Here is a 15,971-nt window from a genome sequence, read left to right as displayed (position 1 = left end):
GCTCAAGTTGCTCTGGAACGGCGATTGCCCTCATGCTCGACGCTATGCTCGAATTCCTCACGACGCTCCATTGGGGCGCGGTCTTTCAGATCGTCGTCATCGATATTTTGCTCGGCGGAGACAATGCCGTGGTCATCGCGCTAGCCTGCCGCAAGCTGCCTCCGTCCCAACGGATGCAAGGCGTGCTGTGGGGCACGGCCGGCGCGATCTTGCTGCGCGTCATCCTGATCGTCTTTGCCGTCGCGTTGCTGGACGTGCCTTTCTTGAAATTCGGCGGCGGCTTGCTGCTGCTCTGGATCGGCGTGCGGCTCATGGCGCCGTCGCACGAGGCGCACGAAAACGTCAAGCCGGCCGACAAGCTTTTGTCCGCGATCAAGACCATCATCGTGGCCGATGCGGTCATGAGCTTGGATAACGTGATCGCGATCGCGGGCGCGGCGGAGACCGCCGATCCCGAGCACCGAATCGCGCTCGTCATTCTCGGCCTCGTGGTGAGCATTCCTCTCATCGTATGGGGCAGCACGCTCGTGCTGCGCATGCTCGATCGCTTCCCCATCATCGTCACCTTGGGAGCGGCGCTGCTTGGGTGGATCGCGGGCGGGCTCATCATCAACGACCCGGCCGGCGACCGCTGGCCGCTGCTCGATACGCCGCTCGCCGAGTATGGCGCGCACGTCGCCGGCGCGCTGCTGGTGATGCTCGTCGGCTTTTGGCTCAAGCGCAGGCTCTCCCGGCGAGAAGCGGCAGGGGCTTCCGGCTCGCACCGGACGCACTGAGAGGCATCGGACGCCGGCGGTTGGCCGTTCGGCCGGCTGTCCCCGTCAAGGCTCCGCCGATACGCTTTCGACTCGTTGCCCGCCCCTTCCTCGGCGGGCCGCCTGTCGAGGAGCATATTTGCCGATGTCCGTTGTCATTTCTTATGTTGCTCGCCGGCTCCTGCCGGAAGCCGTGCGATATCGTCCGCTGTGCCGTCCGAGAAGCGGTTTTACGTTGATCGAATTGATGATCGTGCTTGCGATCGTCGGAATCGTCGCCGCGTATGCAGTGCCCGCCTACCAGGATTACCTTGGCCGCAGTCGCGTGGGAGAAGGATTGGCGCTTGCGTCGGGCGCGCGCCTTGCGGTGGCCGAGAACGCCGCCGCGGGCAGTGCGTTGAGTAGCGGCTACGTCGCGCCGCCCGGCACGCGCAACGTTAGTGCAATCGAGGTCGACGATGCCAGCGGCGAAATCTCCATTCGGTACACGGCTCGCGTGGCCTCGTCCGGCATGGATACGCTGGTGCTCGTGCCGTCGCTGCCCGACGGGTCCGATCCGCCGACGGCCCGGGTGGCGCTCGAGGCCGGCGTCGCCCAAGGCGGTGCGCTGACGTGGGAGTGCTTTACCTCGGGCAAGCAAGCGTCTTCGCTACCGGCGCCCGGCTCCGGGCCGATGCCGCTCGCGGCTGCGACCTTGCCGGCCAACCTCGCGCCGCCCGAATGTCGTGCTTGAATGTTCGCGCCGATCAGACAGCTACGCACAGTGAAAGGAAATTTTTGTATAGTGCGCCGGTTGCCGACGGCTCCCATACTCATGAATTCTTCATTTACCCGTTATTTGTCGTTTGCGTCCCTGGCTTTCGCGGTGCTGTTGCCGTACGCCGTCACCAACCATACGTACCCGATCCCGACGTTCTACGCCGAGTTCACGGCGCTCTCGCTCTATTTGCTCGTCGGCGCATCCGTGTTGCTGATGGTGACGTCGGAACGCCATCGCATGCAATACGCGATGCCGACCGTGGCGCTCGTCCCTCTGGCCTTCGGGGCCATGCTGGTGACGCAGACCTTCGTGCTGCCGCTGGCGCAGCCTTCGATGGCATGGCTCGGTGCCGGCTTTGTCCTGGCGGGTTTCATGGCCGTGCAAACGGGGTATGGATTCGCGCGGGCGGGGCTCGCCGAGACCGCGTTGCGCTGGATGGCCACCGCGCTTGTCGTGGGCGGTTTATTCGCGGTGTTTTGCCAGGTCGTGCAGCTCCTTCATGTCGAAGCGAAGCTTGCCCCGTTCGTCGTGGCTTACAACGTCACGACCGATCGGCGACCGTTCGGGAACATGGCGCAGGCCAATCACCTCGCCACCGTCATCGCGTTCGCGCTCGCCGGGGCGATGTACCTCGTGCAGACGCGCCGGTTGAACCTTGTCGTCTGGGCTGTCGTTTCGGCGATCTGCGTAATGGGGCAGGCGTTGACCGTATCGCGCGGGCCTTGGCTCCAGACTGCGGTGATCGTCGTCGCGGGTTTTTGGATGGCGCTCGTCGCGCCGCGCGGTAATGGACTTTCCCGTCGCCGTACGCGGGAATGGATGGTGCCCGTCTTGCTCGTCGTGCTGTTCGTCGGCGTGAATATGGCGGTGCGTTGGGCGAACGGGCGTTTTCAGTTGGGTTTGGACGTATCGGCCGCGCACCGCTTCCAGGACAAAGGGCAATTCGTGCTGCGTCTTGCGATGTGGAAGTACGGTTGGACGATGTTCAAGGGGCATCCGTTGCTCGGGGTGGGCTGGGGCGAGTTTCCGCGCTTCGAGTTCGGGCTCGTGAAGCAGCTCGGCGACGTCGAGATCGCCAACAATTCGCACGACATCGTGATCGACTTGCTCGCCAAGAGCGGCCTGCTCGGTCTCGGCATCGTGCTGTTGGGCCTGTTGGCTTGGCTGTGGCGCGTGCTGCGGGCCCCGCATACGATCGAGCGCGTTTTCGGCCTTGCGCTGATCGGTGCGCTACTGATGCACGCTCTCGTGGAATATCCGCAGCAATACATGTTCTTCTTGCTGCCGGCGATGTTCGTGTTCGGCATTTTGGAGACGAAGCCGCTCACGTTCGTACCGGGGCGATTCGCATTCGGCATGCAATGCCTCGTGGTGCTGGGTGGGTTTGCGGCGCTGATGCCGATTTATCGCGATTACGCGCGCGCCGAGGTGCTCTATTACGGCGCGCATCCGGCAGAGGAGTATCGGGCGGCCCCGTCGGTGCTGTTCGGGGCCTGGGGCGAATACGGCATGGCGACCTTGTTGCCGATCGACGGCAACGATTTGCAGACAAAGATCGACATGCACGAGAAGGCGCTTGCGCTGCTGCCGGGTGAGACGGTACTGCGTCGATATGCGACGTTGCTCGCGCTCGACGGGAAGCAGGATCAAGCGCTCGATACCGTCGAACGGCTGAAGATTTTCGCGCTTGTGCTCCACGATTGGCCGTCGCAGCTCAAGGCGCTCTACGAGCTGTGCGACGATGAACCGAAGCTGGCCTCCTTCAAGGCGGAACTGGTCAAGCGCTATGGACCCGGGCCGAAGGCGTCCGATGACGAGGAGGATAGCGGCGATTGATGGTTCGCCGTTATGGGGCCGTCGCGCGCTGGCGTAGGTTGCTCGCGAACATGTCGAGGGTCGTCGTCGGCTTGCCGAGATCTTTCCAGGTCCGCTCCGCGTAAAAGGGGTCTTCGTGGTTCCCGAAATACGCAAACAGGTGGGCGACGCCCTAAGAGCGGCTACCCGCTGAGAGCTGACGCGGCGTCGCTGGTGCGATTCTGTACTGCATGCTGGCCTTGCCAGCGCTACCGCGGGTGTGCGCGCGCACCCCGCGTGTCAGGTATTGCGCCGTCGTGGCCGGGACTCGATACCGTTAGCAGCCAGAAGCTTACGCAGCCGGTGATTTTCCGCAAACAACCCGACGATCACGATAGTCATGATGATCGGCCCCGACCACTGCCCGGTGTAGTGGTAGAAGGCCCACGCGCCCAGTGCGCATGCGATAGCTGTCAGGACCAGGGCGATACGATCAAGAATCCAGTTCATGCGAGTGCCGCCTGCATTCTGGATGCCGCAATCCGATGGCGGGACGCATAGCCTTTCCGCGAAGGGGAGTCCATGATGACCTCGGGGTTGCGCTGCAAGAAGGTCAGCACTGCCGCCGGAATATGAACGCCGTTGCGACCAGCCCATCGTGTAACCGACGACGATACTTGTGCGCTGTTGGTGCAGACCATCGAATCACTGGCCGCGACCATGAGACTTCCAATCACAGCGCCGGTGTACGCCGCCGCACCAATTCCGGCTACCGCCGCCAGGATTTCCAAACCGGTAGTTGCGCCGATCATCTCGGCAATGGTGGCATCCGCGCCAAGCTTGGACAGTGCGCCGAGCATTGCGGATAGGTTGGTCATTGCAGTCGTGTACGTCGAGAACAGACTGTCGGGTGCGGGCAGGTTCAGAGGGCGGCCATGTTCTTCTGGAACGCTGCTTTGAAGCTGGGGCACGTTACGGGCATATTGGTCCTCGGATATTTTTGTCCGGGAATTTTATCCGACAAATGGCTTGCTACCGCCCCGAGGCGGGTGCCCCGCGATCTGTGGGCCCGCGACCGCGCCGAACGCCGCGAACGCACGTGTCATCGGAACCAGTCTGAGCCGCTTCCCATTGACTAGTATCCGCGAACATTTCGGCGAGCTTACGCCCGAGCGGCGAAGGCACAAACGCTTGCGGCAGGGCGCCTGAACGGAACTTCGAGCGGCGCTAGCAAAAGCTTGATGAATCAAACCTTCGACACATCCGCCACCCAATCCCCCGACTTCCCGCCGTGCTTCTCCATCACCTTCACGTCGGTGATGGTCATCCCGCGATCGACGGCCTTGCACATGTCGTAGACCGTCAATAGCCCAACCTGCACGGCCGTGAGCGCTTCCATCTCCACCCCAGTGCGCCCGAGCGTTTCGACTTGAACCGTGCAATGCACGCCCGGCATCGCCTCGTCGAGCGTGAAATCGACGGCCACGCGCGTCAGCGCGAGCGGATGGCAAAGCGGAATCAAATCGGCCGTACGCTTTGCGCCTTGAATCGCCGCAATGCGCGCGATGCCGATCACGTCGCCCTTTTTCGCATTGCCGTCGCGGATGAGCGCAAACGTCTCAGGCTTCATCCGGATCGAGCCGCGCGCGATCGCAATCCGCTTCGTCTCGTCCTTGCCGCCGACGTCGACCATATGCGCCTGGCCGGCCGCGTCGAAATGGGTCAATTCAGGCATGTCGTGCTCCTTCAAGGGGCACCTATGTTAGCAAGGGAACGAGGGCGAAGCCAAAAGGCTCGAGAACCGCTCAACGAGGCAGCGTCTGCTGCGAGGCAGGACTGGCGACGAATCCGAACCGGCGCGGCACATCGCCGCGAGGCATCGTCTCGATCGTCAGCTGCGTACCGGGCCGCCATTCGAGCGCGCCGGCCGTCCCGGTTTCATCGAGCGTCGCCAATTGCGCGAACAAATCGAGGTCGTGATCGTGCAATACGGCCACCCGGCAAGGGTGCGATCCGTCACTGAAGAGTACGCCGCCTTCGTCATCGACGAACACCGCTGACGGCTCGAAGGTGTCGCCCGCTTGATCGGTCAGCACGGGCGCACCGGGCGAGGGCAGGGCAAGCCGCACGACCCACGGCGTATAAGCCAACTCGACGTACACGCGCTGCGGCCCGTTCTGAAAGAACCAGCAACCGTCGTCGTCGCTTGCGTAGTTGCGCTCGATGAACCCGATCAGCGCGGCATGCCGAATCTGCGTGCCGAGCTCGCCGCGTGCTTGCGCCCCTTCGTCGCGCATTCGCCATTGACCGCGCCGATCCAATAACAGCCATCCCGTGCAATGCGGCACGTTCGGCCACTTGGCAAGCGCGGCTTTGACGATGTCATCCATGGTGCGCGTGCGGCTCCAAGAAATTGAATACACGCCGGGGCAGCCAGTCGATGCGGCCCGGGAACGGCCCGGTCATGAAGCCCACGTGTCCGCCCGCCGCGGGCTGATCGAGTTCGATCGCCGAGGACACCTCCGCATGCGTCGGCAGTGCAGCGCTCGGCAAAAACGGATCGTTGCGGGCGTTGAGTACGAGCGTGGGCACGACGACGTCGGGCAGCAGCGGACGCGTCGTCGCGCGCGTCCAGTACTCCTCCGTATTGCGAAAGCCGTGGATCGGCGCGGTGACGATGTTGTCGTACTCGTACATCGTCCGCGACGCCAGCATGGCGTCCCGATCGAATAAGCCCGGGTACTGCTCGAGTTTGCTCAGCGCCTTGCGCTTGAGCGTCTTCAAAAAGCTCATCGTATAGACGAGCGCAAAGCCCTGCGAGAGCGCCCGGCCGCCGGCGTGGACATCGAGCGGCGTCGAGATCGCCGCCGCCGCCGAGACGAATCCCGCATCGGCGCCGCGCTCGCCGAGCCATCGCAGCAGCACATTGCCGCCGAGCGACACGCCGGCCACCACGATCGGCCCGCGATGCATGGCATGCAATCGTCGCAAGACCCAGTCCACTTCGGCGCTGTCGGCGAGATGGTAAAAACGCGGCGCGAGATTGAGCGGCCCGCTGCAACTGCGAAAATGCGGCACGACGCCATGCCAGCCAAGCGCACGAGCGGACGCCATCAGCACGCGCGCGTAGTGCGAGTCGGAACTGCCCTCTAGCCCATGAAACAGCACGAATAACGGCGCATCGGGCCGTGGGGCGGCCCCATCGGCGGGGCCATAAGCGAGCCAGTCGAGTTCGATGAAATCGCCGTCGGGCGTATCCCATCGCTCGCGGCGGTATTCGACGGCCGGGCGGCGCGCGAACAGCGCCGGAACGATCGTCTGCGCATGGCTCGTGGGAAGCCATCGGGGCGGGTTGTAAAGCAGCTCGACTAACCTTTCGGAGGCCGCGGCCCCCGCAGCCGGTGACGAAGCCGGTTTGTCATGTGTGGTGCTCATGACCGTCCCCAAGTCCTGTAAACGCCCGGCCCGCTATCGACTGCCGGCCGGTCAATGCAATGCGCCTTGTCCGTGTCGAATTTTGGCGGCGAACTCGCTGGCCGTTTCTTCGGGCATCGGGCTCGCATGAATATGCGCGATTCGCCATTCGCCGCGTTCATGAACCATCACGTACGTTGCGTAGACCATCCGCGGCGATACGAGCGGTTCCTGCGACCGATGCGCTTCGGCGACCGTGTAGACGACCGTGCCGAGGCTGTCGTATACGCGCACGTCGAGCGGCTCGACGGCTGCCGGCAGCGCGCGCGCCTCGGCCAGCGCGACGAGCCCGGCCCGAATTTGATCCACGCCGTGCCAGTGCGCGCCGCCCGCATTCACGTAGCTCGCGAACTCTTCGTCGATCCAAAGGGCCATCAACGCGTCCACGTTGCCGTCGGCGACGGTCTGGTAGAACGCGTTCAACGTATCGGCTGCGGCTTCGAACAAGCGGGCAAAACGTGGCATGGCTCTCTGGGCTCGTAGATATCGCGCAAAAACGCGCCGTCAGGCTAATTCGTCGCGCCCGCGGCTAGATCGCGAGGCGCGCTCGGCAATACGGTCTTCGGGCTCGGCGTGCGGTGCCCACGCGTCAATGAACGCATAAAGGCACGCGGCCTTCCGTGCGTCAGCGCTCGCCGAGCAACATGGCACGCAAATCGGCGAACACCTGCTCGGGGGACAGCTCGCGCAGACAGCGCAAATGGCCGAGCGGACACTCGCGCGCAAAGCAAGGGCTGCACTCGAGATGCAGCCATTGTACCTTCGCGAAGTCGGACAAAGGCGGGGTGTGGCGCGGATCGCTCGATCCGTAGATCGCGACCAGCGGCCGGCGTAGTGCCGCCGCAACGTGCATGAGGCCCGAATCGTTGCTGACGACGGCGCCGGCGCGCGCGATCAGTGCGCACGCCTCGCCGAGCGACGTCTGTCCGCACAGATTGCGCACGTTCGGGGCTTGGCTCGCGATGGCCTGGGCGAGCGGCGCGTCCTTGTTGGAGCCGAGCGCGACGATCTGCGTATACGGAAACGACTGGCCGACCATTTTCGCGAGCGCGGCGAAATGCTCGGCAGGCCATCGTTTCGCACTGCCGTACTCCGCCCCGGGGCAAAAAACGAGCAACGGCACGCGCGTGTCGAGGTGAAAGCGCGCGGACACGCGCACCGATTCGTTCGGATCGGCTTCGAGATGCGGCATACGCAGGCGCGCCTCGAACTCGGGTACGTCGGCCCCCGGTGCATAAGCGAGTGCGGCGTAATGCGGCGCCATCGGCGCGCGCTCGCCCTTGCTCGGATTCGCATGACGGACGTTCAGCAGGCCCACCCGGCCCTCGCCGGTGTAGCCGATACGCAAGCGAATGCCCGCCAGCCAAGGAATCAAGGCCGATTTGAACGAATTGGGGAGCACGTACGCGGCGTCGTAACCGTTCTCGCGCAAATCGAGCGCGAGCTGCCAGCGCTTGACGAGCTGGAGCTTGCCGTGCGCGAGGTCGGTCGCGTGCACCTCGCCGATCTCCGGCATCCGTTCGAGCACGGGCGCGACCCAGGTCGGCGCGATCGCGTCGATGACGATACGCGGATGAAGTTGTTTGAGCAGCGTGAACAACGGCTGCGCCATCAATGCGTCACCGATCCAATTCGGTGCGATAACCAACGCGCGACGCATCAGTATGGATATCCGAGAAATAAGCAGAACGCGGCGTGCAAGGCGCGCCGCGTTCGGGGATTGAGCGATGAGCGCCTAAGCGCCAGCGCGGCCGGTGTGCCGCGCCGCCACGCGACAGGCGGGATGTTCCCCGCCGGCGAGGGGTCGACGCGGCGTATCAGTGATGCTTGACGACTTCGCCGTCGCGCAGCTTGTAGCGCGTGCCGCAGTAGGGGCAGCGGGCTTCGCCGTGCGTGACGTCGATGAATACGCGCGGATGCGCGCTCCAGCGCGGCATCGACGGATTCGGGCAGTATGCGGGCAAATCTTTCGCCGACAGTTCGACCAGCGGCATTTCCTTCGTTTCGCTCATGAGACGGATTCTCGTTATTGGCGGTATGGCGTGTGGCGTTCGGGTCAGATCTTCGTGAGCCAGTGCGTGTACTTCGCGTTCTTGCCCGCGATGACGTCGAAGAACGCCGATTGCAGTTTTTCCGTGATGGGGCCCCGGCTGCCGGCGCCGATCGTGCGGTTGTCGAGCTCGCGGATCGGCGTGACTTCGGCGGCGGTACCCGTGAAGAACGCTTCGTCGGCCGTGTAGACCTCGTCGCGCGTAATTCGTTTTTCGATGACCTCGATGCCGGCGTCGCGTGCCAGGGTGATCACCGTGTCGCGCGTGATGCCGTCCAGGCACGAAGCCAGATCGGGGGTGTAGAGCTTGCCGTTGTTCACGAGGAAGAAGTTCTCCCCCGAACCTTCGGAGACGTAGCCGTCGACGTCGAGCAACAGCGCTTCGTCATAGCCGTCCGCCGTGGCTTCCTGGTTCGCGAGGATCGAGTTGACGTACCAGCCCGACGCCTTGGCGCGCACCATCGACACGTTCACGTGGTGACGCGTGAACGAGGAGGTCTTCACGCGAATGCCCTTGGTGATCCCTTCCTCGCCGAGATACGCACCCCATGGCCAAGCGGCGATCGCCACGTGGATCGTGTTGCCGCGTGCCGACACGCCGAGCTTTTCCGAGCCGACCCAGATGATCGGGCGCAGATAGGCCGTCTCCAGCTTGTTCTCGCGCACGACCTCGCATTGCGCGGCCGCCAGCGTTTCGTGGTCGAACGGCACGTCCATCTGGAAGATCTTCGCCGAATTCAGCAGGCGCTTCGTGTGTTCCTTCAGACGAAAGATCGCGGTCGCGCCGTCGACGGTCTTGTAAGCTCGCACGCCCTCGAACACACCCATGCCGTAATGCAACGTGTGCGTGAGCACGTGGATCTTCGCGTCGCGCCAGTCGATCAGCTTGCCGTCCATCCAGATCTTGCCGTCACGATCGGCCATTGACATAGGTATCTCCTAGAGGTGCGGTGGGGCAACGCCCCAGTGAGTTCGCCATTTTAGCGTCTTTTGCCCCCTTCCCGGGCAGGCTCGGAATTCACCGATTTGCGACATGCGTTCCCCGAATACGCGACATTCGTTCCAAGATCGGCTTAGTCGGCGGGCCGATCGGCTAAAATGCTCGACTGCCGCCCCGTAGCGAGCCTGAAGGTTCGGTGCGCTCGCCGCGGGCGCGCTCGCCCGCCAATCAACCTGCATGCGTACATTCCCATGAGCCAAGTACTGCGTCTCTCCGATCTGATCGCAAAGGGCTTGCTATCCGGCAAGCGCGTCTTCATCCGCGCCGATCTCAACGTGCCGCAGGACGAGCAAGGCAACATCACCGAAGACACGCGCGTCCGCGCCTCCGTGCCCGCCATCGAAGCGGCACTGGCCGCCGGCGCGGCCGTCATGGTGACGTCGCACCTCGGACGCCCCACCGAAGGGGAGTTCAAGCCTGAGGATTCGCTCGCGCCTGTCGCCAAACGCCTCGCCGAACTGCTCGGCAAAGACGTTCCGCTCGTCGCCAACTGGGTCGAAAACGGCGTGAACGTCGAGCCGGGGCACGTGGTGCTGCTCGAAAACTGCCGCGTGAACAAGGGCGAGAAGAAGAACAGCGACGAGTTGGCGCAAAAGATGGCGCAGTTGTGCGACATCTACGTGAACGATGCATTCGGCACGGCGCACCGCGCCGAGGCGACGACGCACGGCATCGCCAAGTACGCCAAAATCGCCTGCGCGGGCCCGCTGCTCGCGGCGGAGCTCGACGCACTGGGCAAGGCGCTCGGCAATCCGAAGCGTCCGCTCGTGGCGATCGTCGCGGGCTCGAAGGTGTCCACGAAGCTCACGATTCTCAAGTCGCTCGCCGAGAAAGTCGATCAACTGATCGTCGGCGGCGGTATCGCCAATACGTTCATGCTCGCGGCCGGCCTGAAGATCGGCAAGTCGCTGGCCGAGGCGGACCTTCTGAACGAGGCCAAAGCGATCATCGACGGCGCCCGCGCACGCGGTGCCTCGGTGCCGATCCCGACCGACGTCGTCGTCGCCAAGGAATTCTCGGCCACGGCGCAGGCCGTGACGAAGAACGTCGCCGACATCGAAGCCGACGACATGATTCTCGACATCGGCCCGCAAACCGCCAACGCGCTCGCCACGCAGCTCTCGAGCGCCGGCACGATCGTCTGGAACGGCCCGGTCGGCGTTTTCGAATTCGATCAATTCGGCAACGGGACCAAGACGCTTGCCGAAGCGATCGCGAAGTCGCCCGCGTTCTCGATCGCAGGCGGCGGCGATACGCTCGCGGCGATCGCCAAGTACGGCATTCACGACAAGGTCAGCTACATCTCCACGGGCGGCGGCGCGTTCCTCGAATTCCTCGAGGGCAAGAAGCTGCCCGCCGTCGAAGTGCTCGAGTCGCGGGCTTGATCGTGGGCGCGCGCGCTCCGAAATCGGCCAAGAGCCCGGCTCGGCCGGCCCGATCGTCGCGCCGCGCCCCGGCCGTCGAACCCACGGGCGTGACGCCCGTTTCGCAGTCGCCGGCGGCAGCCCCCGCCCAGCCTGTCGAACCCGTTGCGGTGCCGCTCGCCGGCACCGCGGCCGCAGTACCCCTTAAAGACGAAGTCAAAGCGACGCCGGCCCGATCCGGCGCGCACCCAAGCCCTAGTGCGAGCGCTCTGCCCCAGGCGCCCGACGCATCATCTCGCAGCCCGTTTACCAGCGACACCACTCAGACGAGGAGATACATGCATCGCGCCACCAAGATTGTCGCCACGATCGGACCGGCATCGAGTTCGCCCGAGATCCTTTTGCAGATGATGCAAGCGGGGCTCGACGTAGTACGCCTGAATTTTTCGCACGGCACGGCCGACGATCACCGCCAGCGCGCCGAGCACGTGCGCGAGGCGGCGCGTCAGATGGGGCGAGAGGTCGCCATCATGGCCGACCTGCAAGGACCGAAGATCCGCGTCGGCAAGTTCGAGAAGGGCAAGACCTTCCTCGAGCCGGGGCAGCCTTTCATTCTGGACGCCACCTGCGAGCTCGGTAACGACGAGCGCGTCGGCCTCGACTACCGCGATCTGCCGCGAGACCTCAAGCCGGGCGACGTGCTGTTGCTCAACGACGGCCTGATCGTGCTGACGGTTTCGCGCGTCGTCGGCGAGGAAATTCACACGATCGTCAAAGTCGGCGGCGAGCTCTCGAACAACAAGGGGATCAACCGCCAAGGCGGCGGCCTGACGGCGCCCGCGCTGACGGCCAAGGACATGGAGGACATCCGCACGGCGATGTCCCTCGGCGTCGACTACATCGCGGTTTCGTTCCCGAAGAACGCCACTGACATGGAGATGGCGCGCCAGCTCGCGAACATCGCCGGCATGCCGTACGGCAATAAGCCGAAGATGATCGCGAAGATCGAGCGGGCCGAAGCGATTCCGGCGCTGCAAGGCATCCTGGACGCCTCCGACGGCATTATGGTCGCTCGCGGCGATCTGGCCGTCGAAGTCGGCAACGCGGCCGTGCCCGCGCTGCAAAAGCGGATGATCCGGATGGCGCGCGAGTCGAACAAACTCGTCATCACGGCCACGCAGATGATGGAGTCGATGATCCACGCGCCGGTGCCGACACGCGCCGAGGTCTCGGACGTCGCCAACGCCGTGCTCGACGGCACCGATGCGGTCATGCTTTCGGCGGAAACGGCCGCCGGCAAGTACCCGGTGCAGACGATCGAGGCTATGGCCGCGATCTGTATCGAAGCCGAGAAATCCGAGCATGTCGAACTCGACAAGGATTTCCTCGACCGCACGTTTACGCGCATCGATCAATCGATCGCGATGGGGGCGCTGTTCACGGCCTACCACCTCGGCGCGAAGGCGATCGTGGCGCTGACGGAATCGGGCGCGACGGCGCTGTGGCTTTCGCGCCACTGGTCGCACGTGCCGATCTTCGCGCTGACTTCGCGCGTGACGAGCGAGCGGGGCATGGCTCTGTTCCGTAACGTCACGCCGCTCTCGGTCGAGCCGAACAGCGACCGCGATCAAGCGCTCAAGCAGGCCGTCGAGGTCGTCGTGTCGAAGGGGTTCGCCTCGCGCGGCGATATGGTGGTCCTGACCGTGGGCGAGCCGATGGGCCAAGCGGGCGGTACTAATACGCTGAAGATCGTGCGTGTCGGCGATCCGTATTGATCCCGGGCTGAAGAGATTGAAAAAGCGGTGCGCCGGCCATGAGCCGGCGCTCAGCGCCGTAAGTTTGGCGCTTCGCGGGGGATGTTGACCGCCCCAAAGTGGGGGGCGAGCCCCCGCTTCGCGATAAAATCGCGTATTCGCACATAAAAACGTGCCGACCGAGCACCCAGATTTCAATCCAAGGAGTACAGCATGCCTCTCGTATCAATGCGTCAACTGCTGGACCATGCCGCCGAGCACGGCTATGGTTTGCCGGCGTTCAACGTGAACAATCTCGAGCAAGTGCAAGCCATCATGGCCGCGGCGGATCAGGTCGGCGCGCCGGTCATCATGCAAGCGTCGGCCGGTGCCCGCAAATATGCGGGCGAGCCGTTCCTGCGCCACTTGATCGAAGCGGCGATCGAGTCGTATCCGCACATCCCGGTCGTGATGCACCAAGACCACGGCCAATCGCCCGCGGTCTGCATGGCGGCGATGCGCAGCGGTTTCACGAGCGTCATGATGGACGGGTCGCTGCAAGCGGACGGCAAGACGGTCGCGTCGTACGAATACAATGTCGACGTCTCGCGCAAGGTGGTCGAGATGGCGCATTCGATCGGCGTGACGGTCGAAGCCGAACTGGGCGTGCTCGGTTCGCTCGAAACGATGAAGGGCGACAAGGAAGACGGCCACGGTGCCGAAGGCACGATGACGCGCGAGCAGTTGCTGACCGACGTGGAGCAAGCCGCCGACTTCGTGAGCAAGACGCAATGCGACGCGCTCGCCATCGCGATCGGCACGTCGCACGGCGCGTATAAGTTCACGAAAAAGCCGACGGGCGATATCCTCGCGATCGATCGCATCAAGGAAATCCATGCGCGGATCCCGAACACGCACCTCGTGATGCACGGTTCGTCGTCGGTGCCGCAAGAACTGCTGGCCGAGATCCGCGAGTTCGGCGGCGACATGAAGGAAACCTACGGCGTGCCCGTCGAGGAAATTCAGGAAGGGATCAAGCACGGCGTACGCAAGGTGAACATCGACACCGATTTGCGTCTGGCGATCACGGGCGCGATTCGACGCTATTTGTTCGAAAATCCGAGCAAGTTCGACCCGCGCGACTACCTGAAGCCCGCTCGGGAAGCGGCGAAGAAGGTGTGCGTGGACCGCTACCTCGCATTCGGTTGCGAGGGGCAGGCCGGCAAGATCAAGCCGATCTCGCTCGATAAGATGGCGGACAAGTACAAGGCGGGCGAGCTGGCGCAAGTCGTTCGCTGATCCGCCGCACGTGAAGGCCGCGCGAGTACCCGCGCGGCCGTCGTGAATCGATCGCCGTTCCGATCAATCGATGGGAACGGCGTTTGCCTTTTGTTGTTTTGTAGTCTTTTGTAGTGTTTGGTGGTTCAGGCGGCAGCTAGGACACGCCTGGTGTTTCATTCGTTCATCACTTTTGACTGACGGCTCACGACGATGTCTACCCTCTACGAATCCACGCTCCGCTCGCTGCCGCTGCTCGGCCGCGGCAAGGTCCGCGACAACTACGCCGTCGGCAACGACAAATTGCTGATCGTCACGACCGACCGTCTGTCGGCGTTCGACGTCGTCATGGGCGAGCCGATTCCGAACAAAGGCCGCGTGCTGAATCAAATGGCGAACTTCTGGTTCGACCGCCTTCAGCACATCGTACCGAACCACCTCACGGGCGTGGAGCCGGAGACCGTCGTCGCACCCGACGAAGTGGAGCAGGTGAAGGGGCGCGCCGTCGTCGTCAAACGACTGGAGCCGATCCTCGTCGAAGCCGTGGTGCGCGGTTATCTCGCCGGTAGCGGCTGGAAGGATTACCAAGCGAGCGGCGCCGTGTGCGGCGTCGCGCTGCCGCCGGGCCTGCAAAACGCGCAGAAGCTGCCCGAGCCGATCTTCACGCCGGCCGCCAAGGCCGAGATGGGGCATCACGACGAGAACATCACGTTCGAGGAGTGCGAGCGCCGCATCGGCACCGAGCTGGCGGCGACGATCCGCGACATCTCGATCAAGCTCTACCAAGAGGCCTCGGAATACGCGGCCACGCGCGGGATCATCATCGCCGACACGAAGTTCGAATTCGGCCTCGACAATCACGGCCAGCTGTTCCTGATGGACGAAGCGCTGACGGCCGATTCGTCGCGGTTCTGGCCGGCGAACGAGTACCGCGTCGGCACGAACCCGCCGTCGTTCGACAAACAGTTCGTGCGCGACTGGCTCGAAACGCAAGACTGGGGCAAGACGGCGCCGGCGCCGAAGCTGCCCGACGACGTGATCGCCAAGACGAGCAGCAAGTACCAAGAAGCGCTCGAGCGTCTGACGGGCCAAACGCTGGCGTAAGGCTTGATTCGATCGATAGAGAGGAAAGACCGGATCATGACCGAACAAGTCCAGACCGCGCATACGCATGAGGCGCCGATCGTCGGCGTGTTGATGGGATCGAGCTCCGATTGGGATGTGATGAAGCACGCCGTGGCGATGCTTCAGGAGTTCGGTGTCCCCTACGAGGCGAAAGTCGTCTCGGCGCACCGGATGCCCGACGAGATGTTCGCGTACGCCGAGACCGCGCGTGGGCGCGGCATTCGCGCGATCATCGCCGGCGCGGGCGGCGCGGCGCATCTGCCGGGCATGCTCGCCGCGAAGACGACCGTGCCCGTGCTGGGCGTGCCCGTCGCGAGCAAGTATCTGAAGGGCGTCGATTCGCTGCATTCGATCGTACAGATGCCCAAAGGCGTGCCCGTCGCGACGTTCGCGATCGGCGAAGCGGGCGCGGCGAACGCGGCGCTGTTCGCCGTCGCGATGTTGTCCGGCACGTCGAGCGAGTATGCCGAACGGCTGGCGGCGTTCCGCGTGCGCCAAAATCAGGCGGCGCATGCGATGGTGCTGCCCGCGCTCTGAGCGCGTGGGGCCGGGATGAACGTCCGGCCCCGTTTAGAGGTCCCGTTTTCGCGACCGTTGCTTCCCGTCCCGCAGCTCACCGACAGGCCGCGGGCGCGACC

17 protein-coding genes are annotated in these 15,971 nt (G+C 64.1%); 8 read left to right on the top strand and 9 right to left on the bottom strand.

The window, feature by feature from the left end; genetic code table 11:
* Positions 1-44: 44 nt before the first annotated feature.
* The 3 genes from AB1286_RS08485 to AB1286_RS08475 all read left to right on the top strand — a co-directional run bounded on the left by AB1286_RS08485 (position 45) and on the right by AB1286_RS08475 (position 3,351).
* Entirely contained in the window at positions 45-776 is a 732-nt protein-coding gene (locus AB1286_RS08485; RefSeq protein WP_430365016.1) for a TerC family protein, read from the top strand.
* 124 nt (positions 777-900) lie between these two features.
* Positions 901-1,488 carry a pilin gene (locus tag AB1286_RS08480; protein WP_430362851.1) on the top strand — a complete coding sequence of 196 codons (588 nt, stop codon included), beginning with the start codon at positions 901-903 and terminating at the stop codon, positions 1,486-1,488.
* 81 nt (positions 1,489-1,569) lie between these two features.
* The gene (locus AB1286_RS08475) at positions 1,570-3,351 is read left to right on the top strand and encodes a PglL family O-oligosaccharyltransferase (RefSeq protein WP_430362850.1); all 1,782 of its coding nucleotides are present in this window, start codon (positions 1,570-1,572) and stop codon (positions 3,349-3,351) included.
* 258 nt (positions 3,352-3,609) lie between these two features.
* Here AB1286_RS08475 and AB1286_RS08470 read toward each other — a convergent pair whose 3' ends face one another.
* From AB1286_RS08470 to AB1286_RS08430, 9 genes are all read right to left on the bottom strand, one after another.
* On the bottom strand, positions 3,610-3,819 hold the full coding sequence (locus AB1286_RS08470) for a hypothetical protein (RefSeq protein WP_430362849.1): 210 nt from the start codon (positions 3,817-3,819) through the stop codon (positions 3,610-3,612).
* Positions 3,816-4,187: a hypothetical protein gene (locus AB1286_RS08465; RefSeq protein ID WP_430362848.1), complete on the bottom strand. Its 372-nt coding sequence runs from the start codon at positions 4,185-4,187 to the stop codon at positions 3,816-3,818. Before AB1286_RS08465 ends, AB1286_RS08470 begins: the two co-directional genes overlap by 4 nt.
* Before the next feature lie 368 nt (positions 4,188-4,555).
* Positions 4,556-5,044, bottom strand: a complete 489-nt coding sequence (gene moaC / locus AB1286_RS08460) for a cyclic pyranopterin monophosphate synthase MoaC (protein ID WP_430362847.1) — start codon at positions 5,042-5,044, stop codon at positions 4,556-4,558.
* Positions 5,045-5,114: 70 nt separating this feature from the next.
* A complete protein-coding gene (locus AB1286_RS08455; protein WP_430362846.1) occupies positions 5,115-5,699 on the bottom strand; it encodes a DUF2946 family protein in 585 nt (194 codons plus the stop codon).
* Positions 5,692-6,744: a YheT family hydrolase gene (locus tag AB1286_RS08450; RefSeq protein ID WP_430362845.1), complete on the bottom strand. Its 1,053-nt coding sequence runs from the start codon at positions 6,742-6,744 to the stop codon at positions 5,692-5,694. Before AB1286_RS08450 ends, AB1286_RS08455 begins: the two co-directional genes overlap by 8 nt.
* A gap of 51 nt (positions 6,745-6,795) precedes the next feature.
* Entirely contained in the window at positions 6,796-7,248 is a 453-nt protein-coding gene (locus AB1286_RS08445) for an SgcJ/EcaC family oxidoreductase (protein WP_430362844.1), read from the bottom strand.
* A 160-nt stretch (positions 7,249-7,408) separates the two neighbouring features.
* Positions 7,409-8,443, bottom strand: coding sequence for a lipopolysaccharide heptosyltransferase II (gene waaF / locus AB1286_RS08440; RefSeq protein WP_430362843.1), 1,035 nt, complete (start codon positions 8,441-8,443; stop codon positions 7,409-7,411).
* Between the two features lie 157 nt (positions 8,444-8,600).
* A complete protein-coding gene (locus AB1286_RS08435; protein ID WP_430362842.1) occupies positions 8,601-8,795 on the bottom strand; it encodes a zinc-finger domain-containing protein in 195 nt (64 codons plus the stop codon).
* 44 nt (positions 8,796-8,839) lie between these two features.
* Positions 8,840-9,763: a branched-chain amino acid transaminase gene (locus AB1286_RS08430; RefSeq protein ID WP_430362841.1), complete on the bottom strand. Its 924-nt coding sequence runs from the start codon at positions 9,761-9,763 to the stop codon at positions 8,840-8,842.
* Positions 9,764-10,024: 261 nt separating this feature from the next.
* On the opposite strand from AB1286_RS08430, the gene AB1286_RS08425 reads away from it, so the two are divergent.
* From AB1286_RS08425 to purE, 5 genes are all read left to right on the top strand, one after another.
* Positions 10,025-11,218, top strand: a complete 1,194-nt coding sequence (locus tag AB1286_RS08425) for a phosphoglycerate kinase (RefSeq protein WP_430362840.1) — start codon at positions 10,025-10,027, stop codon at positions 11,216-11,218.
* A 317-nt stretch (positions 11,219-11,535) separates the two neighbouring features.
* Positions 11,536-12,972 (top strand): pyruvate kinase, encoded by a 1,437-nt coding sequence (gene pyk / locus AB1286_RS08420; RefSeq protein WP_430362839.1) that lies wholly within the window; start codon positions 11,536-11,538, stop codon positions 12,970-12,972.
* 192 nt (positions 12,973-13,164) lie between these two features.
* Positions 13,165-14,229 carry a class II fructose-bisphosphate aldolase gene (gene fba, locus AB1286_RS08415; protein WP_430362838.1) on the top strand — a complete coding sequence of 355 codons (1,065 nt, stop codon included), beginning with the start codon at positions 13,165-13,167 and terminating at the stop codon, positions 14,227-14,229.
* A 192-nt stretch (positions 14,230-14,421) separates the two neighbouring features.
* Positions 14,422-15,312 (top strand): phosphoribosylaminoimidazolesuccinocarboxamide synthase, encoded by an 891-nt coding sequence (locus AB1286_RS08410; RefSeq protein WP_430362837.1) that lies wholly within the window; start codon positions 14,422-14,424, stop codon positions 15,310-15,312.
* Between the two features lie 36 nt (positions 15,313-15,348).
* Positions 15,349-15,870 carry a 5-(carboxyamino)imidazole ribonucleotide mutase gene (purE, locus tag AB1286_RS08405; RefSeq protein WP_430362836.1) on the top strand — a complete coding sequence of 174 codons (522 nt, stop codon included), beginning with the start codon at positions 15,349-15,351 and terminating at the stop codon, positions 15,868-15,870.
* Positions 15,871-15,971 lie beyond the last annotated feature (101 nt).

The sequence above is a fragment of the Trinickia sp. NRRL B-1857 genome (assembly GCF_050470685.1).
Classification (GTDB): Bacteria; Pseudomonadota; Gammaproteobacteria; order Burkholderiales; family Burkholderiaceae; genus Trinickia.
Note: the sequence above shows the minus strand (reverse complement) of the source record. Positions and strands in the feature narration are given on the sequence as shown.

Coding starts and splice junctions, on each gene's coding strand:
- AB1286_RS08410 (WP_430362837.1), top strand. CDS start 14,422: ATGTCTACCCTCTACGAATCCACGCTCCGCTCGCTGCCGCTGCTCGGC.
- AB1286_RS08475 (WP_430362850.1), top strand. CDS start 1,570: ATGAATTCTTCATTTACCCGTTATTTGTCGTTTGCGTCCCTGGCTTTC.
- AB1286_RS08425 (WP_430362840.1), top strand. CDS start 10,025: ATGAGCCAAGTACTGCGTCTCTCCGATCTGATCGCAAAGGGCTTGCTA.
- AB1286_RS08435 (WP_430362842.1), bottom strand. CDS start 8,795: ATGAGCGAAACGAAGGAAATGCCGCTGGTCGAACTGTCGGCGAAAGAT.
- AB1286_RS08455 (WP_430362846.1), bottom strand. CDS start 5,699: ATGGATGACATCGTCAAAGCCGCGCTTGCCAAGTGGCCGAACGTGCCG.
- AB1286_RS08450 (WP_430362845.1), bottom strand. CDS start 6,744: ATGAGCACCACACATGACAAACCGGCTTCGTCACCGGCTGCGGGGGCC.
- AB1286_RS08485 (WP_430365016.1), top strand. CDS start 45: ATGCTCGAATTCCTCACGACGCTCCATTGGGGCGCGGTCTTTCAGATC.
- AB1286_RS08445 (WP_430362844.1), bottom strand. CDS start 7,248: ATGCCACGTTTTGCCCGCTTGTTCGAAGCCGCAGCCGATACGTTGAAC.
- AB1286_RS08470 (WP_430362849.1), bottom strand. CDS start 3,819: ATGAACTGGATTCTTGATCGTATCGCCCTGGTCCTGACAGCTATCGCA.
- moaC (WP_430362847.1), bottom strand. CDS start 5,044: ATGCCTGAATTGACCCATTTCGACGCGGCCGGCCAGGCGCATATGGTC.
- waaF (WP_430362843.1), bottom strand. CDS start 8,443: ATGCGTCGCGCGTTGGTTATCGCACCGAATTGGATCGGTGACGCATTG.
- AB1286_RS08465 (WP_430362848.1), bottom strand. CDS start 4,187: ATGACCAACCTATCCGCAATGCTCGGCGCACTGTCCAAGCTTGGCGCG.
- AB1286_RS08430 (WP_430362841.1), bottom strand. CDS start 9,763: ATGTCAATGGCCGATCGTGACGGCAAGATCTGGATGGACGGCAAGCTG.
- fba (WP_430362838.1), top strand. CDS start 13,165: ATGCCTCTCGTATCAATGCGTCAACTGCTGGACCATGCCGCCGAGCAC.
- pyk (WP_430362839.1), top strand. CDS start 11,536: ATGCATCGCGCCACCAAGATTGTCGCCACGATCGGACCGGCATCGAGT.
- AB1286_RS08480 (WP_430362851.1), top strand. CDS start 901: ATGTCCGTTGTCATTTCTTATGTTGCTCGCCGGCTCCTGCCGGAAGCC.
- purE (WP_430362836.1), top strand. CDS start 15,349: ATGACCGAACAAGTCCAGACCGCGCATACGCATGAGGCGCCGATCGTC.